Source organism: Streptomyces sp. NPDC029466, assembly GCF_055574515.1.
Genome location: NZ_JBVHZH010000010.1, coordinates 143,322 through 163,193, shown reverse-complemented (window position 1 = coordinate 163,193; position 19,872 = coordinate 143,322). Strand labels below are relative to the sequence as shown.

At 71.0% G+C, this 19,872-nt stretch carries 14 protein-coding genes; 3 read left to right on the top strand and 11 right to left on the bottom strand.

Annotation, left to right across the window (positions count from 1 at the left end; genetic code table 11):
• Positions 1 to 23: 23 nt before the first annotated feature.
• The 3 genes from ACZ4XD_RS11470 to ACZ4XD_RS11460 all read right to left on the bottom strand — a co-directional run bounded on the left by ACZ4XD_RS11470 (position 24) and on the right by ACZ4XD_RS11460 (position 5,976).
• Entirely contained in the window at positions 24 to 1,352 is a 1,329-nt protein-coding gene (locus ACZ4XD_RS11470) for a class I SAM-dependent RNA methyltransferase (protein WP_468040691.1), read from the bottom strand.
• A 142-nt stretch (positions 1,353 to 1,494) separates the two neighbouring features.
• Positions 1,495 to 3,546, bottom strand: a complete 2,052-nt coding sequence (locus ACZ4XD_RS11465) for an APC family permease (protein WP_468040689.1) — start codon at positions 3,544 to 3,546, stop codon at positions 1,495 to 1,497.
• 423 nt (positions 3,547 to 3,969) lie between these two features.
• Positions 3,970 to 5,976 (bottom strand): NAD-binding protein, encoded by a 2,007-nt coding sequence (locus tag ACZ4XD_RS11460; protein WP_468040728.1) that lies wholly within the window; start codon positions 5,974 to 5,976, stop codon positions 3,970 to 3,972.
• Positions 5,977 to 6,303: 327 nt separating this feature from the next.
• On the opposite strand from ACZ4XD_RS11460, the gene ACZ4XD_RS11455 reads away from it, so the two are divergent.
• Positions 6,304 to 6,972 (top strand): potassium channel family protein, encoded by a 669-nt coding sequence (locus ACZ4XD_RS11455; RefSeq protein WP_018093582.1) that lies wholly within the window; start codon positions 6,304 to 6,306, stop codon positions 6,970 to 6,972.
• Complete coding sequence (locus tag ACZ4XD_RS11450; RefSeq protein ID WP_042159733.1) at positions 6,969 to 7,640, top strand: potassium channel family protein; 672 nt, start codon at positions 6,969 to 6,971, stop codon at positions 7,638 to 7,640. Before ACZ4XD_RS11455 ends, ACZ4XD_RS11450 begins: the two co-directional genes overlap by 4 nt.
• Before the next feature lie 73 nt (positions 7,641 to 7,713).
• On the opposite strand, the gene ACZ4XD_RS11445 is transcribed toward ACZ4XD_RS11450, so the two are convergent.
• From ACZ4XD_RS11445 to ACZ4XD_RS11430, 4 genes are all read right to left on the bottom strand, one after another.
• A complete protein-coding gene (locus ACZ4XD_RS11445; RefSeq protein WP_468040686.1) occupies positions 7,714 to 8,598 on the bottom strand; it encodes a DUF3159 domain-containing protein in 885 nt (294 codons plus the stop codon).
• A gap of 3 nt (positions 8,599 to 8,601) precedes the next feature.
• Entirely contained in the window at positions 8,602 to 9,000 is a 399-nt protein-coding gene (locus ACZ4XD_RS11440; RefSeq protein WP_085928285.1) for an OB-fold nucleic acid binding domain-containing protein, read from the bottom strand.
• Positions 9,001 to 9,092: 92 nt separating this feature from the next.
• A complete protein-coding gene (locus ACZ4XD_RS11435; RefSeq protein WP_468040684.1) occupies positions 9,093 to 9,776 on the bottom strand; it encodes a response regulator in 684 nt (227 codons plus the stop codon).
• A gap of 79 nt (positions 9,777 to 9,855) precedes the next feature.
• Positions 9,856 to 12,408 (bottom strand): DUF4118 domain-containing protein, encoded by a 2,553-nt coding sequence (locus ACZ4XD_RS11430; protein ID WP_468040681.1) that lies wholly within the window; start codon positions 12,406 to 12,408, stop codon positions 9,856 to 9,858.
• Positions 12,409 to 13,297: 889 nt separating this feature from the next.
• Here ACZ4XD_RS11430 and ACZ4XD_RS11425 point away from each other — a divergent pair.
• Complete coding sequence (locus tag ACZ4XD_RS11425; RefSeq protein WP_468040679.1) at positions 13,298 to 13,861, top strand: GNAT family N-acetyltransferase; 564 nt, start codon at positions 13,298 to 13,300, stop codon at positions 13,859 to 13,861.
• 46 nt (positions 13,862 to 13,907) lie between these two features.
• Here the strand turns inward: ACZ4XD_RS11425 and ACZ4XD_RS11420 are convergent, their stop codons facing one another.
• From ACZ4XD_RS11420 to kdpA, 4 genes are all read right to left on the bottom strand, one after another.
• Entirely contained in the window at positions 13,908 to 14,648 is a 741-nt protein-coding gene (locus ACZ4XD_RS11420) for an ABC transporter ATP-binding protein (RefSeq protein WP_468040677.1), read from the bottom strand.
• A gap of 692 nt (positions 14,649 to 15,340) precedes the next feature.
• On the bottom strand, positions 15,341 to 16,009 hold the full coding sequence (gene kdpC / locus ACZ4XD_RS11415; protein WP_468040675.1) for a potassium-transporting ATPase subunit KdpC: 669 nt from the start codon (positions 16,007 to 16,009) through the stop codon (positions 15,341 to 15,343).
• Between the two features lie 5 nt (positions 16,010 to 16,014).
• Positions 16,015 to 18,162, bottom strand: a complete 2,148-nt coding sequence (gene kdpB, locus ACZ4XD_RS11410; RefSeq protein WP_468040725.1) for a potassium-transporting ATPase subunit KdpB — start codon at positions 18,160 to 18,162, stop codon at positions 16,015 to 16,017.
• Positions 18,163 to 18,194: 32 nt separating this feature from the next.
• Entirely contained in the window at positions 18,195 to 19,871 is a 1,677-nt protein-coding gene (kdpA, locus tag ACZ4XD_RS11405; RefSeq protein WP_468040723.1) for a potassium-transporting ATPase subunit KdpA, read from the bottom strand.
• Position 19,872 lies beyond the last annotated feature (1 nt).

Sequence of the window (19,872 nt, the reverse complement as noted above, 5' to 3'; positions counted from 1 at the left end):
TCAGCTCACGAGATGCGGGGAGCTCAGGCGCCCTTGTTCGCCTTCTCCAGGATCACCACGCACTCCACATGATGCGTCATCGGAAACAGATCAAACGCCCGCATCCGGCGCGGCGCATAGCCCGCCTCTGCGAAGTACTTGAGGTCGCGGGCCAGGGCTGCCGGGTCGCAGGCCACGTAGGCGATGCGGCGGGGGGTGAGGGAGGCGAGGTGGGTGACGGTGTTTTTGCCGGCGCCGGCGCGGGGTGGGTCGAGGACGATGAGGTCGACGTCGGTGATGCCGGTGCGGGGCAGGATCTGGTCGACCTTGCCGTGTTCGATGCGGACGCGGTCGAGGTCCTGGAGGTTGTGGCGGGCGTCCTCGACGGCGCGCTTGCCGGATTCGATGCCGAGGACCGCGCCCTTGTCGCCGACGCGTTCGGCGAGGGCACCGGCGAAGAGGCCGACGCCGCAGTACAGGTCGAGGGCCATATCGCCCTTCTTGGGCATCAGGCCCCGCATGACGGCCTCGACCAGGAGGTCGGCGGCCTTCGGGTGGACCTGCCAGAAGCCGCCGTTGCCGACCCGCCAGGTGCGGTCGGCGGCGCGTTCGCGGACGAAGGGGCGGCCGTGGACGCGGTGCACGCCGCCGTCCTTCTCGCCCACCCGCATGACCGAGACCGGCTTGTCGAGTTCGACGATGGGGAGGCGGCCGCCGGGGCGGGGGGTGAGGATGACCTGGCGGTCATGGGAGCCGGTGGCGGCGATCGCCTCGACGGTGGCGATCTGCGGCCACTCGCGCTTCTCGATGCCGAGTTCGGAGACTCCCGGGGCGGCGATCATGCAGTGGGTGACCGGCTCGATGTCGTGGGAGCGGTGCTTGCGGAGCCCGGCGTGGCCGTCGGCGTCGACGGCGTACTGGACACGGGTGCGCCAGGCGGGGACCTCGCCCTTGGCGACCTTGTCGCCCGGGGCGGGCTCGACGGTGCCGTCCCAGCCGGCGTCCTCGGGGGAGAGTCCGGCCAGGCGCTGGAGCTGTTCGGCGATCACCGCGGACTTCAGGCGGCGCTGGGCGCCGGGGGCGGCGTGCTGCCAGTCGCAGCCGCCGCAGCGGCCGGGGCCGGAGAAGGGGCAGGGGGCCTCGACCCGGTCCTTGGAGGGCTCCAGGATCGAGACGGCGTCGGTGCGCAGGAAGCGGGCGCCCTCCTCGCCGTCGGTGACGCGGGCGATGACGCGCTCGCCGGGCAGCGCGTGCCGTACGAAGAGGACCTGGCCCTCGTCGGTGCGGGCGATGCAGTGACCGCCGTGGGCGACCGGGCCGACCTCGACCTCGTACTCCTCGCCGACCAGCGACTTCTTGGGTTCTGCCTGCATGGCGGGAGGGCTCCTGAGGTGGGTGTGAGCGGGGACGGGGGCCGGCCTCCGGAGGGAGGCCAGCCGTCAAGTCTACGTCCCGTGGGCCGTGCCCCGGCCCGTGCGCGGACGGCCGCCACCGGGGCACGGCGGAAAGCCCGCGCTACTTCTTGGTGGCCGCCTTCTCCTTCTTCGGCTGGGCGACCGGGCCGCGGCGGACCGCACCCGGAGCGTTCCACTCCGCGCGCTTGCGGGCGCGCAGCTTGGCGGCCTCCGAGGAGTCCAGCTGCCAGGGCACCGAGGTGACCATGACGCCGGGGGTGAAGAGCAGGCGTCCCTTGAGGCGCAGGGCGGACTGGTTGTGGAGCAGGTGCTCGTACCAGTGGCCGACGACGTATTCGGGGATGTAGACGGAGACGGCGTCGCGCGGGCTCTGGCGGCGCAGCGACTTGACGTAGTCGATGATCGGCCGGGTGATCTCGCGGTACGGGGAGGCCAGGACCTTCAGCGGCACCTCGATGCCGCGGCGTTCCCACTCCTCCCGCAGGGCCCTGGTGTCGGCCTGGTCCACGTCCACGCTGACCGCTTCGAGGCTGTCGGAGCGCATCAGCTTGGCGTAGTTCAGGGCGCGCAGGGTGGGCTTGTGCACCTTGGAGACCAGGACGAGGGAGTGCACCCGGGAGGGGCGGACTACATCGTCGTCGGGGGTGTCCTCGGCGGCGATCTCGTCGGCGACCCGGTCGTAGTGGCGGCGGATCGCGGACATCGTCACGAAGAAGATGACCATGCCGAGCAGCGCGACCCAGGCGCCGTGGGTGAACTTGGTCAGGAGGACGACCACCAGCACCAGGCCGGTGAAGAAGCCGCCGAAGGCGTTGATGGCGCGCGAGCGGTGCATACGGCGGCGCTTGGCCGGGTCCTTCTCGGTGACCAGATGGCGGTTCCAGTGCCGGACCATGCCGATCTGGCTGAGCGTGAAGGAGACGAAGACGCCGACGATGTAGAGCTGGATGAGCCGGGTGGAGTCCGCGCCGTAGAGGTAGACGAGGATCGCGGCGGCGCCGGCCAGCAGGACGATGCCGTTGGAGAACGCCAGCCGGTCACCGCGGGTGTGCAGCTGGCGCGGCAGATAGCGGTCCTGGGCGAGGATCGAGCCGAGCAGCGGGAAGCCGTTGTAGGCGGTGTTGGCGGCCAGGAACAGGACCAGGGCGGTGGCCGCGGCGAGCACGACGAACAGGAGGCTGCCCTTGCCGAAGACCGCCTCGGCCACCTGCGAGATGACCGGGTTCTGGGTGTAGCCGGAACCGAGCGGCTTGCCGTTGAGGAGCAGGTCGGTGGCCGGGTTCTCGGCCATCCTGACGTCGGTGGCCATGGCCAGGCCGATGATGCCGCAGAACATGGTGACGGCCAGGCCGCCCATCAGGGCCAGGGTGGTCGCGGCGTTCTTGGACTTCGGCTTGCGGAAGGCCGGCACACCGTTGGAGATCGCCTCGACGCCGGTGAGCGCGGCACAGCCGGAGGAGAAGGCACGCAGCATCAGGAAGATCAGGGCGAAGCCGGCCAGGCCGCCCTGTTCGGCGTGGATGCTGTAGTCAGCGGTGGGGGCCTTCATGGTGTCGCCCATGACGACGCCGCGGATCACACCCCAGGCGATCATGATGAAGACGCCGGCCACGAAGACGTAGGTCGGGATCGCGAAGAGCTTGCCCGACTCCTTGACGCCGCGCAGGTTCATCAGCGTCAGCAGCACGATGATGGCGATCGCGCACAGGGTCTTGTGCTCGACCACGAACGGGATCGCGGAGCCCAGGTTCTCCACTCCGGAGGAGATGGAGACCGCGACGGTCAGCACATAGTCGACGAGCAGCGCGCTGGCGACGGTGAGACCGGCCTTGGGGCCGAGGTTGGTGTTGGCGACCTCGTAGTCGCCGCCACCGCTCGGGTAGGCGTGCACGTTCTGCCGGTATGACGCGACGACGGTGAACATCAGCACCACGACCGCGACCGCGATCCAGGGGCTGAAGCTGTACGCAGACACACCCGCGACGGACAGGACGAGCAGCACCTCGCCCGGCGCGTAGGCCACGGAGGACAGCGGGTCGGAGGCGAAGACGGGGAGTGCGATGCGCTTGGGAAGCAGGGTTTCCCCGAGCTTGTCGCTGCGCAGTGCGCGCCCGATCAAGATCCGTTTGGGCACGTCGGTCAGTTTGGACACGCAGAGGATGCTAAGCCTTCGTCAAGGTCCGCGCCCACCCGCTCCCCGCACGCTCTGCGCCTCGGAGGAGCACAGCGGGGCGGCCGAGGCGCATCCGGCCTGCTGAGGGGGCGCATCAGGGCCCCGCCTCCACAGGATCCGCACGTCCTGTGCACGTCACGGCCCCGTTCAGGACACCTTCGTGGCATTCGTCACGGGACGGCATCGCGGTCACGGGGCGCGATGGTGGGGTCACGGTGGGGAGGCGGGACGGAGCGGGGCGGGCCGGAGGCGGGGCAGGGCGGGCCGCACAGGCGGGGCAGCGGGGCGGTCGGCGGTCGGCGGTCGGCGGTCGGCGGTCGGCGCCATGGCCCCGGTCGGCGCCACGGTCCCGTACGGCGGGGCCCGGCACCGTAGCCGTACTACGGTGCCCGGTCGCCCGCCCTACGGTGCGCGGTCGCCCGCCCCCTCGCGGTCACCCCTGGCGGCCCCTGCTCTGCGGGCCGCCGCCGGCTGCCGGTTGCGGGCGTGCAGTTCGCCCAGCCCCTGCCGGGTGGCGACCAGCAGCACCCGGTCCTGCGGCCGCAGGACATAGTCGTCGCCGAGCTCCTGCACCAGCTGCGCCGGCGTGCGCTCCTCGGCCGGCGGGGGCGTGGCGGCGGCGGCCGCGGCGTCCGGCTCCGGTTCGTCGGGGGCGGAGGTGTCGACCGCCAGCACCCGCAGCCGCCCCGTCCGCAGCACCTCGGCGACCGTACGGCCCTCCAGCGCGGCATGGCCCCGTACCTCGAACCGGGCGATCAGCAGCACCCGGCGCTCGACCGGAATGGCCCCGAGGATCTGGCGCCCCATCATCGCGCCGGCGAAGGCGGGCGCGGCCAGGTAGGTGACGCTCCGGCTGCGGGTCAGCGCCCCTGGATGCGCGGCGCGCAGGGTGCGGTAGACGGCGGTGGCGAACCGGTCGTCGAACAGCCGCAGCGTCACCCGCAGCCGGGGGCTGACCGAGCGGGCATAGAGGCAGGCCTCCAGATTCGTGGTGTCCTCGCTGGTCAGGGCGAGCAGGGTGGCCGCCCGCTCGATCATCGCGGCTTCCAGGACGCCTTCCTGGGTGACGTCCCCCAGGACGGTCGGTACCCGCAGCCGGCGAGCCAGGGCGATGCCCCTGGCCTCCGGGTCGCCCTCGATGCACACCACGGGGGTGCCCATCTCGTGCAGCCGCGCCAGTACCCGGGTGCCGACCTTGCCGAGGCCCAGCAGCACCACATGGCCCGACAGCCCGCGCGGCGGACGGCGCAGCGCCGAGGCGCTGCGGAAGGTGCCGAGCCCCTCGAACGCCGCCGCGACCAGCACCGGCAGCAGCAACAGCCCGGTCAGCCCGGACAGCAGCTGGATCACCTTGCGGGGTGCCGGCTCGTTGACGGCCGGGTCGTTGATCGCGAACAGGTCCAGCAGCGAGAGGTAGACCGCGTGCACCGGGTCCTCGCCCATGGTCAGCGAGGACGCGACGGCCAGCGCCAGCACCGCGCCGATGACCCCCGCCAGGGACCAGCGCAGCCGCCGGGAGAACAGGGACGCGAGCGGCGCGCCCCGGCCACGCAGCCATCGGCGCCGTATGGGCCGGCCCGTATAGGAGACGGTCTCCAGGACAACGGTGCCGCAGCCGGTGGCGGCCGCGGTCGCGGCATCGTCCGGCAGGAGGACGGGCCCCTCGTCGCCGGCCGCCGAACCGGTCGCGTCCGCCGGGTCGTTGGCGGACGCGGACAGCAGGGCCAGGGTGCACAGTCCGGGCTCGCCGGGTCGGCCGGGTGGCACCGGCGTACGCTCCACGGCCCGCAGCAGCAGCCCGTCCGCCTCGATGACCCTGCTGGTACCGGCGACCGCGGCGCCCGCCAGCGCGGGGGCCACGGTGTCGGCGTCGGACAGCACGGTCGTGGTCGCGCCCTCGCCCACCGCGTCCCCGGTGTCCTCGGCGACCGGCGCGGCGACCGCCGCTGCCTGGTCGAGCAACTCCTCCAGATGCTGGCCGAGTTTGCGGTTGTAGAGCCGGATGACCAGCCGCAGGCGGGGATTGAGCCGGCGGGCGCGCAGCGCGGCATGGATGTTGAGCTCATCGTCGTCGTAGACCAGGGCCAGCGCGCCCGCCCCGGCGATACCGGCGTCGGTCAGCGCCGCGTCGTCCGGCTGCGCCGCCTCCAGGATCCGTAACGGCGTCTCCTCCGGTGGCTCCGCCCCGTCCCCGGCCGCCTCGGACGACAGCGGCGAGGGACGCACCATCGCCGCCGACACCCGGCCCAGCAGCGCGCCGGCCCGGCCCAGCGCACCCGCCGGTGGCGGAATACGGGGGCGGTGCGGTTCCCGGGCGGAGGGGACGACGAGCGTCACCCGTTCGCCGTAGACGTCCCGGAGCTCGGCAGCCAGTCGATGAGCCAGCGCATCGTCGCCGCAGACCACCATGTGCGAGGTGTAGGAGCCCTGTTGGGGCTGGAGAGGCAGGTTGGGCACACCTCGTAGCGTGCCTTACGGGCCCGGCGCGACGCAGCCCGGCACGGGAGGCGCGGCACCGGCGGTGCGGATCCGCTGGAGACCGCGGCCCACCGCGCCCCCTACCGGAAGCGCCATTACGGCTACGGTTGTACCGGACCACGGTGCGCCCGGCGCTCCCGCTGCCGCACCCGGTCTGTCGCGAGCCGTGGCTTCGTGTCGCCGGTACTGGGAGAAGAAAGTAGTGAGCAGGGTGTTTGTGCAGGTCAGCGCGCTAGTACAGGGCACGGGGTAATCAGCATGCACATCGTCATCATGGGGTGCGGGCGGGTGGGCTCCGCGCTCGCGCAGACCCTGGAGAGCCAGGGTCACACCATCGCGGTGGTCGACCAGGACCCGACCGCGTTCCGCCGCCTGGGCTCGTCCTTCGGCGGCCGCCGGGTGACCGGCGTCGGCTTCGACCAGGACACCCTGCGGGAGGCCGGCATCGAGGAGGCGGGCGCCTTCGCGGCCGTCTCCAGCGGTGACAACTCGAACATCATCGCCGCCCGGGTGGCCCGGGAGATGTTCGGTGTCGAGAATGTCGCGGCCCGTATTTACGACCCGCGCCGCGCCGAGGTCTACCAGCGGCTGGGCATCCCCACCGTCGCGACCGTCCGCTGGACGGCCGACCAGATGCTGCGCCGGCTGCTGCCGTCGGGCGCCGAGCCGCTGTGGCGCGACCCGAGCGGCGGCGTCCAGCTCGCCGAGGTGCACACCGCGGCCTCCTGGGTGGGGCACAAGATCAGCACCCTCCAGGAGGAGACCGGCGTCCGCGTCGCTTTCCTCACCCGACTGGGCGAGGCGATGCTGCCGACCTCGCAGACGGTGCTGCAGGAAGGCGATCTGGTGCACGTGATGATGCGCACCGACGAGGTCGAGAAGGTCGAAGCGGCATTCGCCACGGGTCCTGAGGGGGCGCACGCATGAGAGTCGCCATTGCGGGCGCGGGCGCGGTGGGTCGTTCCATCGCGGGCGAGCTCCTGGAAAACGGGCACGAGATCCTGCTCATCGACAAGGCGCCGACCGCCATCTCGGTCGAGCGGGTGCCGCTGGCGGAGTGGCTGCTGGCCGACGCCTGCGAGATCACCTCGCTCGACGAGGCGGCGCTCCAGCGCTGCAATGTCGTGATCGCGGCGACCGGCGACGACAAGGTCAATCTGGTCGTCTCGCTGCTCGCCAAGACCGAGTACGGCGTGCCGCGGGTGGTCGCGCGGGTCAACAACCCGAAGAACGAGTGGCTGTTCAACGAGTCCTGGGGCGTCGATGTCGCGGTCTCCACACCGCGTCTGATGTCGGCCCTGGTCGAGGAGGCGGTGAGCGTCGGCGATCTCGTACGGCTGCTGCGCTTCAGCCACGGTGACGCCAACCTCGTCGAGCTGACGCTGCCCCCGGAGGCCGCGCTGGCCGGTACCCGGGTCGGCGATGTCGCCTGGCCCGAGGACACCTCCCTGGTCACGATCATCCGCGGGACGCGGGTGCTCACGCCCAACAAGGAGGACGCGCTGGAGGCCGGCGACGAGCTGCTGTTCGTGGCGGCGCAGTCGCGCGAGGAGCAGCTGGAGGACCTGCTGTCGGTGCGGCGCGAGGACGCGTAGCGCCCGGCGGAGGCCGGAAACGCCGGGGCCCGGGAACCAAGCGGTTCCCGGGCCCCGGCGTTTCCGTGTCGCGTCAGCGGCGGTGGCGGCCGCCCTGCGGCCGGTCGGACTGCGGCTCGGCCACGATCTCCTGCACGAGGTCCCTGCTGAGGTCGTCGGCGACCCGGTCCAGCGTCTCGCGCTCGGCGCGGCGCCGCTCCTCGGCCTCCTCCTCGGCCTTCTCCTTCGCCTCCATCTCCGCGAAGACATCGATCGGCGGGGGCGCCTTCGCCAGGAAGACCCAGGTGAGATAGACCGCCAGCAGGAACGGCGGGATCTTCAGCGCGATCAGCACCCAGCCGAGCTGGGTGGTGTCCGCCCACCAATACAGCGGGAAGAGGATCGCGCACTTGGCGAGCAGGATCAGCCCCCAGGCCCAGCTGGCCTTCGCGTACGCCTTCTTCCGGCCCGGGTTGCGGGTGCGCCAGGAGAGGTTCTCCTTGAACACCGGGCCCAGGATCAGCCCGATCAGCGGGACGCCCGCGAGCGTGGTGATCATGTAGGCGAGGGCCAGCCCGAGGGTGTAGAGCATGCCCGGCAGGTAGAAGTCCTTGGCGTTGCCGGTCATCATCGCGAAGACCACGCCGAAGGCCACCCCGAAGACGCCGCTGAAGGCGTGCTTGAGGGTGTCCCTGCGGACCAGGCGGGCGGCCGCCAGCACCAGCGAGACGGCCAGCGCGGCGATCGCCGAGAGGTGCAGGTCCTTGTTGATCGTGAAGATCGTGACGAACAGCAGGCCGGGCGCCACGGTCTCCACCATGCCGCGGACCCCGCCGAACGCCTCGAACAGCGCCGCCTCGGTCACCTGCCTGCCGTCGGCGGCTCCTTCGGTGCCCGGGTCGGGCGAGGCGGGTGAGGGGCCTGCGGAGGGGTCCGTATCGGCATGCGCGTCAGTGGTCGGTCGGTCGTGAGACGTCACCGGCTACTCCTGTCCGAGCGGTCGGAGTTCGTACTTCGGATTGAAGAGCACCCGGCGTCCGTGGCTCAGGGAGACCCGGCCCGAGGCGATGAGCTTGCGGCCCGGCTCTATCCCGGCGATGGAGCGGCGGCCGAGCCACACCACGTCCAGCGCCGCGGAGCCGTCGAACAGCTCCGCCTCCAGCGCGGGCACACCGGCGCGCGGGCGCAGCGTGACATGCCGCAGGGTGCCGGTGACCTTCACTATCTGCCGGTCGTCGCAGTCGCAGATACGGGTACATCCCGCGTCCTGCGCGTCCTGTTGCAGCTCGGCGGACTGCAACTCCTCCTCGGAGGAGGACAGCCTGTCGAGCAGCCGGCGGAAACGGCCTGCCGGCTTCTCGGGTCGGGTCCCAGCACTCATGGCCCCAGCGTACCGGTGGCCGGGTACCGGGATCACGGCCCGCACGCGCGGTTCGTACCCACCGCACAAAGCCGCTTCCGGCCGCCGGGGCGCTACTGCTCGAAGCGGTAGCCCATCCCCGGCTCCGTGATGAAGTGCATCGGATGCGAGGGGTCGCTCTCCAGCTTGCGGCGGAGCTGGGCCATGTACACCCGCAGGTAGTTGGTCTCGGTGCCGTACGAGGGCCCCCAGACCTCCTGGAGCAGCTGTTTCTGGCTGACCAGCCGGCCCGCGTTGCGGACCAGGACCTCCAGCAGATGCCACTCGGTGGGGGTCAGCCGGATGTCCCGGCCGCCGCGGTTGACCTTCTTCGCGGCGAGATCGACGGAGAAACCTTCCGTCTCCACGATCACCTCGTCATCGGCCGGACCGGTCGGCTCGGCCCGGCGCACCGCCGCCCGCAGCCGGGCCAGCAGCTCGTCCATGCCGAACGGCTTGGTGACGTAGTCGTCCGCGCCGGCGTCCAGCGCCTCCACCTTCTCGTCGGAGGTCTGCCGGGCGGAGAGCACCAGGATCGGCACCCGCGTCCAGCCCCGCAGCCCCTTGATGACCTCGACGCCGTCCATATCGGGCAGACCGAGGTCGAGGACGATGACATCGGGGTGGCGGGCGGCGGCGAGTTTGAGGGCGGTGGCCCCGTCGGGGGCGGCGTCGACCTCGTACTTGCGCGCCTTCAGGTTGATCACGAGGGCGCGCACGATCTGCGGCTCGTCATCGACCACAAGCACCCGGTTCACTGGCGTTCTCCTCGTGGTGTCGTCTCCCGGCGGGGCGGGCCCGCCGGGTGTGGGATGCGGGGGATCCGTGCGGTACGGCTCATGTCGTGGCCTGGGCCGGAAGATCAGGCCGGGCCGGCGGGCGGCCGGGGGCGGTCCGGAGGGTCAGGACCATGGTCATCCCGCCTCCGGGGGTGTCCTCGGCGGCGAGCGTGCCGCCCATCGCCTCCGCGAAACCACGCGCCACGGCCAGCCCCAGGCCCACCCCGGCGCCGCGCGGCGCGTCGCCGTAGCGCTGGAAGGGCTCGAAGATCCGGTCCTTGGCGCTGTCCGGCACCCCCGGCCCGCGGTCGGCGATACGCAGCTCCACCCGCTCACCGAGCGCACTGGCCGAGACCAGCACCGCCACCCCGTCCGGGCTGTACTTCACGGCGTTCTCGACGAGATTGGCGACCGAACGTTCCAGCAGCCCCGGATCGACGGCGACGATCGGCAGCTCCTCGGGGATGTCGAGGGTGACGCTGCCCTCCGGGACACCGCCGAGCGCCATGGGCACCACCTCGTCGAGGTCGATCTCCCTGATCAGCGGGGTGACCGTGCCGGTCTGGAGCCGGGACATGTCCAGAAGATTGCCAACGAGATGATCGAGCCGGTCGGCGCCCGCCTCGATGCCGGCCAGCAGCTCCGCCTCGTCCTCCGGGGACCAGGCGACATCGTCGGAGCGCAGGGAGGTGACGGAGGCCTTGATGCTCGCCAGCGGGGTCCGCAGGTCATGGCTGACGGCGGCCAGCAGCGCCGTCCTGATGCGGTTGCCCTCGGCCAGCTCCCGGGCCCGCTCCGCCTCGCCCACCAGCCGCTGCCGGTCCAGGACGACGGCGGCCTGGGCGGCGAACGCGGCCAGCACCCGGCGGTCCTCGGCGGGCAGCACCCGGCCGGTCAGCGCCAGCGCCATGTGGTCGCCCACGGGCATGTCGACATCGGCGTCCTCGGGGCGCAGCAGCGGTGTGCCGTGGTCACTGCCGGCCCGGCCCGCACAGGTCCACGGCTCGACATCGCCGGCCCGCTCCAGCAGCGCCACCGTCTCCATCCCGAAGGTCTCGCGCACCCGCTCCAGCAGCGCGTCCAGCGTCGTCTCCCCACGCAGCACACTGCCCGCGAGGAAGGACAGGATCTCCGACTCGGCGCGCAGCCTGGCGGCCTGATGGGTGCGGCGGGCGGCGAGATCCACCACCGAGGCGACCGAGACGGCCACCGCGAAGAAGATCACGATGGCGACGAGGTTCTGGGGGTCGCTGACCGTGAGGGTGTGGGTGGGCGGTGTGAAGTAGAAGTTCAGCAGCAGCGAGCCGACCGCGGCCGACGCCAGCGCCGGCAGCTGCCCGCCGAGCAGCGCGGCGACGACCGTCAGGAAGAGGAAGAGCAGGACGTCGTTGGCCAGGCCGGGACCGTTCTCGATGCTGGTCAGCAGCAGCGAGAGCAGTGCCGGGCCGACGACGCCGACGAGCCAGCCGGCGATGATCCGGGCCCGCCCCAGCCGCGCACCGCGTGCCACCGGCAGCCCCCGGCCCTTGGCCACCTCGTCGTGGGTGACGATGTGCACATCGAGATCGGGCCCGGAGTCCCGGGCGACCGTCGCGCCCACCCCCGGACCGAAGATGTACTGCCAGGCCTTGCGGCGACTGGAGCCCAGCACGATCTGGGTGGCGTTGACGCCCCGCGCGAACTCCAGCAGCGCGCTCGGTATGTCGTCGCCGATGACGTGGTGGAACGTCCCGCCGAGGTCCTCCACCAGGGTGCGCTGGACGGCGAGTTCCTTGGGCGAGGCCGACGTCAGCCCGTCGCTGCGCGCTATGTAGACGGCGAGCACCTCGCTGCCCGAGCCCTTGGCCGCCATCCGGGCCGCACGACGGATCAGCGTGCGCCCCTCCGGCCCGCCGGTCAGCCCGACCACGATCCGCTCCCGCGCCTGCCAGGTGGAACGGATCGAATGCTCCGCGCGGTACTCCTGGAGGTACTCGTCCACCCGGTCGGCGACCCACAGCAGCGCCAGCTCGCGCAGCGCCGTGAGGTTACCCGGCCGGAAGTAGTTCGACAGGGCCGCGTCCACCTTGTCGGGCTGGTAGATGTTGCCGTGCGCCATCCGCCGGCGGATCGCCTGGGGCGACATGTCGACAAGCTCGATCTGGTCGGCCCTGCGGACGATCTCGTCCGGCACGGTCTCGCGCTGCCGCACACCCGTTATGGACTCGACGACATCACCGAGCGACTCCAGATGCTGGATGTTCACCGTCGAGATCACATGGATCCCCGCTTCCAGCAGTTCCTCGACGTCCTGCCAGCGCTTGCTGTTGCGCGAACCGGGGACATTGGTGTGCGCCAGTTCGTCGACCAGCGCCACGGCCGGCCGCCGCGCCAGCACCGCGTCCACGTCCATTTCGGTGAACACCGTGCCGCGGTACTCCAGCTCCCGGCGCTGGATCTGCTCCAGCCCGTGCAGCATGACCTCCGTACGGCGCCTGTCGTGGTGCTCCACGAACGCCACGACGGCATCCGTCCCCCGCTCCACACGCCGGTGCGCCTCGGACAGCATCGCGTACGTCTTGCCGACGCCCGGTGCCGCGCCGAGATAGATCCGTAGCTTGCCGCGTGCCATGGCCCCATTGTCTTACGTGAAGGCCGCCCCCACCGGGCTGAACCTCCTGCGACCCTACCGACCGAACATGGGGACAAAGGGCGCAGTTGGGGGCTGGAGGGTGGGTTTTGACGGGACTCTGATGGGGGGTGGGGTGGGGGGAGTGGGGGTGGGGTGGAAGTGGGGGTGGGGCGTCCGGGGGGCGCGTCTGGTGGGTGGGTGGTGGGCGAGGTCGGCGATTCGGTGGGTGGGGTGGCGCAGCGTGCGGTGACGAACCGGGGGGCCGGGGGGAGGCATCGTGTGGTGACGAACCGGTGGGCGGGGGGGGAAGGCGTCGTGCGGTGACGAGCCAGTGGACGGGGCGACGCATCGTGCGGTGACGAACCGGTGGACGGGGTGACGCGGCGCGCGGGGGCGTTCGAGTGGACGGAGGTAGCTCGTCGGGTAGCGGTAGCGGTGTCCGGGTTGCGAGCGGGTGCGTCTGAGGGCAGCGATCGGGAGGGCGGGCCGGCGATCAGGAAGGTCTTTGGCATGGCCGGCAGGGGCCGATGGTGTGGTCGACCCGGCGGCCGATTGGCCCGACAGACCGATTCGGCCGTGGCTCGGCCGGGGCGCGGCCCCATACCGCCGCATACGGGCGGGCGCCGCGCGAAGAGGTACGCGACGCCCGCCATGACATCCGGCTGAGGGGCCGGACCCGGGCGGCGCCCACCACGCACCGCCGTCCGACGGCTGCCCGGCGGCGCAGAGCGCCCGGTCATGCCCTCATGACACCGGCCGGGGCGGAGACACACCAGCCCAACGCGCCTTCCCTGACGCATCACTGACACCGAACGGCCGGTGGTAAGGCATGCACCATGGCCGGAAAAATGCCGTCGCCCGGCCACCGGCCGACTGCGACGATGCCACCATGACCGAGGCATATCTGACGACGCCCCGCATGACCGACGTACGCATCGCCCACACCGCCGATCTGGACGTCACCACCCTCAAGGCGGCCCGCGCCCTCCTCTACGACGTCTTCGACGACATGACCGCCGAGGACTGGGAACACTCACTCGGCGGGCTGCACGCCCTGATCCACGAGGACGGTGAACTGATCGGGCACGCGAGCGTCGTGCAACGACGACTGCTGCACGGGGGCCGGGCGCTGCGCTGCGGCTATGTGGAGGGCGTCGGCGTACGCGCCGACCGGCGCGGCCGTGGCCATGGCGCGGCCCTGATGGACGCCCTGGAGCGGGTGGTGCACAGCGGCTACGACCTGGGCGCGCTCGGCGCCTCCGACGAGGCCGCGACTTTCTACGCGGCCCGTGGCTGGCAACGGTGGCGCGGCCGCTCCTGGGCACTCACCCCGGACGGCGTCCAGCGCACCGCCGACGAGGACGGCTGCATCTACGTCCTGCCGGCCGCAGCCACCCGACTCGACCTCGACTCCGACCTCACCTGCGACTGGCGCGACGGCGACGTCTGGTGAGGCAGGGGAGGTACGGGAAGGGCCCCTCCCCCTCCCCTCCCCCTCCTCACCCCACCCCCGCCTCGCGCTCCACCCCCGCCTCCGTGATCACTCCATCGCTCAGCTCCAAGACGCGGTCGGCCAAGCCCAGGAGGTTTGCGTCGTGGGTGGCCACCAACGCCGTGACGCCCTCACTGCGAACGACGGCGCGCAGCAGGTCCATCACCTCCATGCCGGTCTCGGCGTCCAGTTGACCGGTCGGCTCGTCGGCTATGAGCAGCGCGGGGCGATTGGCGAGTGCACGGGCGATGGCCACGCGCTGTTGCTGACCGCCGGAGAGTTCGCCGGGCCGCTGCTCGGCGTGGTCAGCCAGGCCCACCAGCGACAGCAGAAGCGCGACGCGGTCCTCACGCTCACGCGGCGGGACCTTCCGCAGCCGCAGCGGTACCCCGACATTCTCCGCGGCACTGAGTATCGGTATGAGCCCGAACGACTGGAAGACAAAACCTATGCGGTCGCGGCGCATCTCCAGCAACTCACTCTCGCCGAGGTCCGCCAGCGGTGTGCCGTCGACGGTGATCCGCCCCGAGTCGGGGGTATCCAGACCGCCGATGAGGTTGAGGAGGGTTGTCTTGCCCGATCCGGAACGACCGCGCAGGGCGACCAGTTCGCCCCGCGGGATGTTGCAGGACACCCCGCGCAGGGCGTGTACGGCGCCGGCCCCGGTGCCGTAGCTGCGGTGCAGATCCTCGACGACGACCATGGCCCCTACCGCCGCCGGATCCGCGACGGCCGCTCCTTTCCTCATCCCCTCCTCCGGCGCCGCGTGCGCCTTCTTCCGAGTCCAGCCCCTGCGCCACCGGCCCTCACCCGACGCGCTTCCCCCGCCACTCATCAGCTGCTCCCCCGCTCCCATCTCGTAGCGCTCCCCGCACCGGCCCACCTGCCACCTCGGGACCGACCCACCACACCAACTACCCCCACCTGACGGCGACTTGGTGGCCTCCCCGCAGATCTCGGATTGCCTGCCGCTGACGTCAGTATGCGTACCGCGCGCTTCGGCAGGCAACGCCTGTGGATAACTCTCGGACCGGCTCCACCCCACGCCCCCGGCCGGCTCGGATCAACGCCGCATCAGCGCGATGCAGACCCGATTCAGACCCGTTCAGCCCCCGGGTCCACCCACGCCGCGGAGTCCGGCCACGACCAGTCGCCCCGCCGCCCTCAGTCAGCGGCCGTTCAGCCTGACATGACCTCCCGCGGAAACGACCGGGCGGCCTTGGAGACATCGCCCCAAGGCCGCCCTTCCTGTCCCACCGCGTCAACACACCCCCGATACACCAACCGCCGCACCCCACCGGCCGACTCAGCCCCACCGGCCGGTTCAGCCGCACCACCCGACTCCGCCACACCGCCCAACTCAGCACGCCGGTCAGCTCAGCCAAATGGCCGGCTCAGCCGCACGCCCAACTCAGCCAACCCCCGCCAAGCACCCGTTCCTCAGTCCTCCCCCGCCCTCAACACCAACTCCCTCAGCCCGACATTCAGCTCCAGGACATTCACCCGCGGCTCCCCCAGGAACCCGAGGTCGCGCCCGTCGGTGTGCTCCCGGACCAGCTTCTCCACCGCGCCGGCGGGGAGGTGGTTCCGCCGGGCGACCGTGGCGGTCTGTAGTTGGGCGTAGGCCGGGGAGATGTCCGGGTCGAGGCCGGAGCCGGAGGAGGTGACGGCGTCCGCCGGGACCTTCGACTCGGGGACTCCGTAGGTGGTGGAGACCCAGTGCTTGCGCTCCTTGACCGCCTTGATGAGGTCGGTGTTGGTGGCGCCCAGGTTGGAGGCGCCGGAGACCTGGAGGTCGTAGCGGGTGTTGACGCCGTTGGCCTGGTTGCTGCCCAGTCCCGCCGAGGGGCGCGGCTGGAAGTACCTCAGGTCGGGGACCGGCTCGCCGTCCTTGTCCTGGCCCTTGTCGTAGCGCTGGCCGATCAGTGATGAGCCGACGACCTTGCCGTGGGAGCGCACCTCGGACCCGTTGGCCTGATCGGGGAACGCCGCCTGCGCCACCCCGGTGACCACCAGCGGGTAGAGGACGCCGCAGACCACGGTCAGTACGAGCAGGGCGCGCAGGCCCGCCCCGATCAACCGGGCGGTGTTGCGTACGGAGTTGTTCACGGCGGTCACCCGATTCCGGGGAGGAGAGAGAGGAGCAGGTCGATGAGTTTGATGCCGATGAAGGGGGCGATGAGGCCGCCGAGTCCGTAGACCGCCAGGTTGCGTCGCAGCATCTTGTCGGCGCTTACGGGGCGGTACTGGACGCCCTTGAGGGCGAGCGGTACCAGCGCGACGATGATCAGTGCGTTGAAGATGATCGCCGAGAGGATGGCGGAGTTAGGGCTCGACAGCCGCATGATGTTGAGCGTGTCCAGGCCCGGATAGGCCACCGCGAACATCGCCGGGATGATCGCGAAGTACTTCGCGACGTCGTTGGCGATGGAGAAGGTCGTCAGTGCGCCCCGGGTGATCAGCAGTTGCTTGCCGATCTCGACGATCTCGATGAGCTTGGTCGGGTTCGAGTCGAGGTCGACCATGTTGCCGGCTTCCTTGGCGGCCGACGTACCCGTGTTCATGGCCACGCCGACATCAGCCTGGGCGAGCGCCGGGGCGTCGTTCGTACCGTCGCCGGTCATCGCGACCAGCTTGCCGCCGGCCTGTTCGCGCTTGATGAGCGCCATCTTGTCCTCGGGCGTGGCCTCGGCGAGGAAGTCGTCCACGCCCGCCTCGTCGGCGATGGCCTTGGCCGTCAGCGGGTTGTCGCCCGTGATCATGACGGTCTTGATGCCCATCTTGCGCAGCTCGACGAAGCGTTCGCGCATCCCGTCCTTGACGACGTCCTTGAGGTGGATGACTCCCAGGACGCGGGGGCCGCTCTCGTCCTCCAGGGCGACCAGCAACGGGGTGCCGCCGGCCTGCGAGATGGCGTCGGTGAGCTGCTGGGCGTCGGCGGCGACCGTGCCGCCGCGCTCCTTGACCCAGGCGATGACCGAACCGGACGCGCCCTTGCGGACCTTGCGCCCGTCGACGTCCACACCCGACATCCGGGTCTGGGCGGTGAAGGCGATCCACTCGGCGTGCTCCAGCTCGCCCGGATGAAGGGCGCGAAGCGCTTCCCCTGAAGGGTGGTGGTGGGCGACGGGTGGGAGTTCGCGCAGTCCGTACTTCTCCTTGGCGAGGACGACGATGGAGCGGCCCTCAGGGGTCTCGTCGGACAGGGAGGACAGCTGGGCCGCGTCCGCGACCTCGGCCTCGGTGGTGCCGTGTACGGGCACGAACTCGGCGGCCTGACGGTTGCCGAGGGTGATGGTGCCGGTCTTGTCGAGCAACAATGTCGATACATCGCCTGCGGCTTCGACGGCACGGCCGGACATGGCCAGGACGTTGCGCTGCACCAGTCGGTCCATACCGGCGATGCCGATGGCCGAGAGCAGTGCGCCGATCGTCGTCGGGATCAGACAGACCAGCAGGGCGAGCAGCACGATCATGGACTGTTCGGCGCCCGCGTAGATCGCGAACGGCTGGAGGGTGACCACCGCCAGCAGGAAGACGATGGTGAGCGACGCGAGCAGGATGTTCAGCGCGATCTCGTTGGGCGTCTTCTGTCGTGCGGCGCCCTCGACGAGGTTGATCATCCGGTCGATGAAGGTCTCACCGGGCCGCGTCGTGATCTTGATGACGATGCGGTCGGAGAGCACCTTCGTCCCACCGGTCACCGCGGAGCGGTCACCGCCGGACTCGCGGATGACCGGAGCCGATTCGCCGGTGATCGCGGACTCGTCGACGGACGCGACACCTTCGACCACATCGCCGTCACCCGGGATGATGTCACCCGCCTCGCACACGACCAGATCGCCGATGCGCAGCTCGGTGCCGGGCACCTGCTCCTCCACCGCGCCGTTCAGCAGCCGCGCCACGGTGTCCGTCTTGGCCTTGCGCAAGGTGTCGGCCTGCGCCTTGCCGCGGCCCTCGGCGACCGCCTCCGCCAGGTTGGCGAAGATGACGGTCAGCCACAGCCAGACGGCGATCGCCCAGCCGAACCAGTCCGACGGGGACATACAGGCGAAGAGGGTGGTCAGCACGGAGCCGGCCTCGACCACGAACATCACGGGGGACTTGGCCATCACCCGCGGGTCGAGCTTGCGGAGCGCGTCCGGGAAGGACTTGAGCAGCTGCTTGGGGTCGAAGAGGCCGCCGCCCACCCGGCCGTCGCCGGGCTTGTGCCCGCTGGGGACGTCCTGGTGCGGAGCGCGCGTCGGTGTGGCGGTGGACATGGAGCCGGGCTCCTCCGGTTTCACGGGGGCGGTCATGACAGACCCTCCGCCAGCGGCCCGAGGGCCAGCGCCGGGAAGTAGGTCAGACCGGTGATGATCAGGATCGTGCCGACGAGCAGCCCGGCGAAGAGCGGCTTCTCGGTACGGAGGGTGCCCGCGGTCTCCGGGACGGGCTGCTGCTCGGCGAGCGAGCCGGCCAGGGCGAGCACGAACACCATCGGCAGGAAGCGGCCGAGCAGCATCGCCAGACCGATCGTGGTGTTGTACCAGGGGGTGTTGGCGTTGAGGCCGCCGAATGCGGAGCCGTTGTTGTTGGCGCCGGAGGTGAAGGCGTACAACACCTCGGAGAAGCCGTGCGAACCGGCGCCCAGCGCCTTGGTGTTGAGCATCGAGCCCAGTGCGTCCGGCAGCACCATCGAGGCGGCGGTGAAGCCGAGCACCAGCGTCGGGGTGATGAGGATGTAGCAGGCGGCCAGCTTGATCTGGCGGGTGCCGATCTTCTTGCCGAGGTACTCGGGGGTCCGGCCCACCATCAGACCGGCGATGAACACCGCGATGATCGCCATCACCAGCATGCCGTAGAGGCCGGAGCCGACGCCGCCGGGGGCGATCTCGCCCAGCATCATGCCGAGCAGCTGGATGCCGCCGCCGAAGGCCGTGAACGAGGAGTGGAAGGAGTCGACCGCACCGGTGGAGGTGAGCGTGGTGGCCACCGAGAAGATCGCGGAGGAGCCGACGCCGAAGCGGGTCTCCTTGCCCTCCATGGCGGCGCCCGCGGCCTCCAGTGCCGGGCCGCCGTGGGCGAACTCGGTCCACATCATCAGCGCCGTGAAGCCGAGCCAGATGACGCCCATCGTGGCGAGGACGGCGTAGCCCTGCTTCACATTCCCGACGAGCTTGCCGAAGGTGCGGGTCAGCGCGAAGGGGATGACGAGGATCAGGAAGATCTCGAAGAGGTTGGTGAAGGCGGTGGGGTTCTCGAAGGGGTGGGCGGAGTTGGCGTTGAAGTAGCCTCCCCCGTTGGTGCCCAGTTCCTTGATGACCTCCTGGGAGGCGACCGCACCACCGTTGGTCTGCTGGGAGCCGCCCATGAACTGGCCGACCTCATGGATGCCGGAGAAGTTCTGGAGGGCGCCGCAGGCGACGAGGACGAGCGCGCCGATCACGGCGATCGGGACGAGGACCCGTACGGTGCCGCGGACCAGGTCGGCCCAGAAGTTGCCGAGTTCGCCCGTCCGCGTGCGTGCGAAGCCGCGGACGAGGGCGATGGCGACGGCCATGCCGGTGGCGGCCGAGACGAAGTTCTGCACCGCGAGGCCGGCGGTCTGTACGACGTGGCCCATGGCCTGCTCGCCGCTGTAGGACTGCCAGTTGGTGTTGGCGACGAAGGAGGCCGCGGTGTTGAACGCCTGGTCGGGGCTGATCGACGCGAAGCCGAGGGACAGCGGCAGCCCGCCCTGGAGGCGCTGGAGCAGGTAGAGGAAGAGCACGCCCGCAGCGGAGAACGCCAGGACGCTGCGCAGGTAGGCCGGCCAGCGCATCTGGACATCCGCGTTGGCACCGATGCAGCGGTAGATGACCTTCTCGGCACGGAGGTGCCGGGGAGAGCTGTAGACGGCGGCCATGTAGTCGCCGAGGGGACGGTAGGCCAGGGCCAGCGCCGCGATGAGCGCGGTCAGCTGGAGCACGCCTGCGAGAACGGGGCTCATC

Coding starts and splice junctions, on each gene's coding strand:
- ACZ4XD_RS11470 (WP_468040691.1), bottom strand. CDS start 1,352: ATGCAGGCAGAACCCAAGAAGTCGCTGGTCGGCGAGGAGTACGAGGTC.
- ACZ4XD_RS11460 (WP_468040728.1), bottom strand. CDS start 5,976: ATGGTGGTCTGCGGCGACGATGCGCTGGCTCATCGACTGGCTGCCGAG.
- ACZ4XD_RS11455 (WP_018093582.1), top strand. CDS start 6,304: ATGCACATCGTCATCATGGGGTGCGGGCGGGTGGGCTCCGCGCTCGCG.
- ACZ4XD_RS11450 (WP_042159733.1), top strand. CDS start 6,969: ATGAGAGTCGCCATTGCGGGCGCGGGCGCGGTGGGTCGTTCCATCGCG.
- ACZ4XD_RS11440 (WP_085928285.1), bottom strand. CDS start 9,000: ATGAGTGCTGGGACCCGACCCGAGAAGCCGGCAGGCCGTTTCCGCCGG.
- ACZ4XD_RS11430 (WP_468040681.1), bottom strand. CDS start 12,408: ATGGCACGCGGCAAGCTACGGATCTATCTCGGCGCGGCACCGGGCGTC.
- ACZ4XD_RS11425 (WP_468040679.1), top strand. CDS start 13,298: ATGACCGAGGCATATCTGACGACGCCCCGCATGACCGACGTACGCATC.
- ACZ4XD_RS11420 (WP_468040677.1), bottom strand. CDS start 14,648: ATGAGGAAAGGAGCGGCCGTCGCGGATCCGGCGGCGGTAGGGGCCATG.
- kdpB (WP_468040725.1), bottom strand. CDS start 18,162: ATGTCCACCGCCACACCGACGCGCGCTCCGCACCAGGACGTCCCCAGC.
- kdpA (WP_468040723.1), bottom strand. CDS start 19,871: ATGAGCCCCGTTCTCGCAGGCGTGCTCCAGCTGACCGCGCTCATCGCG.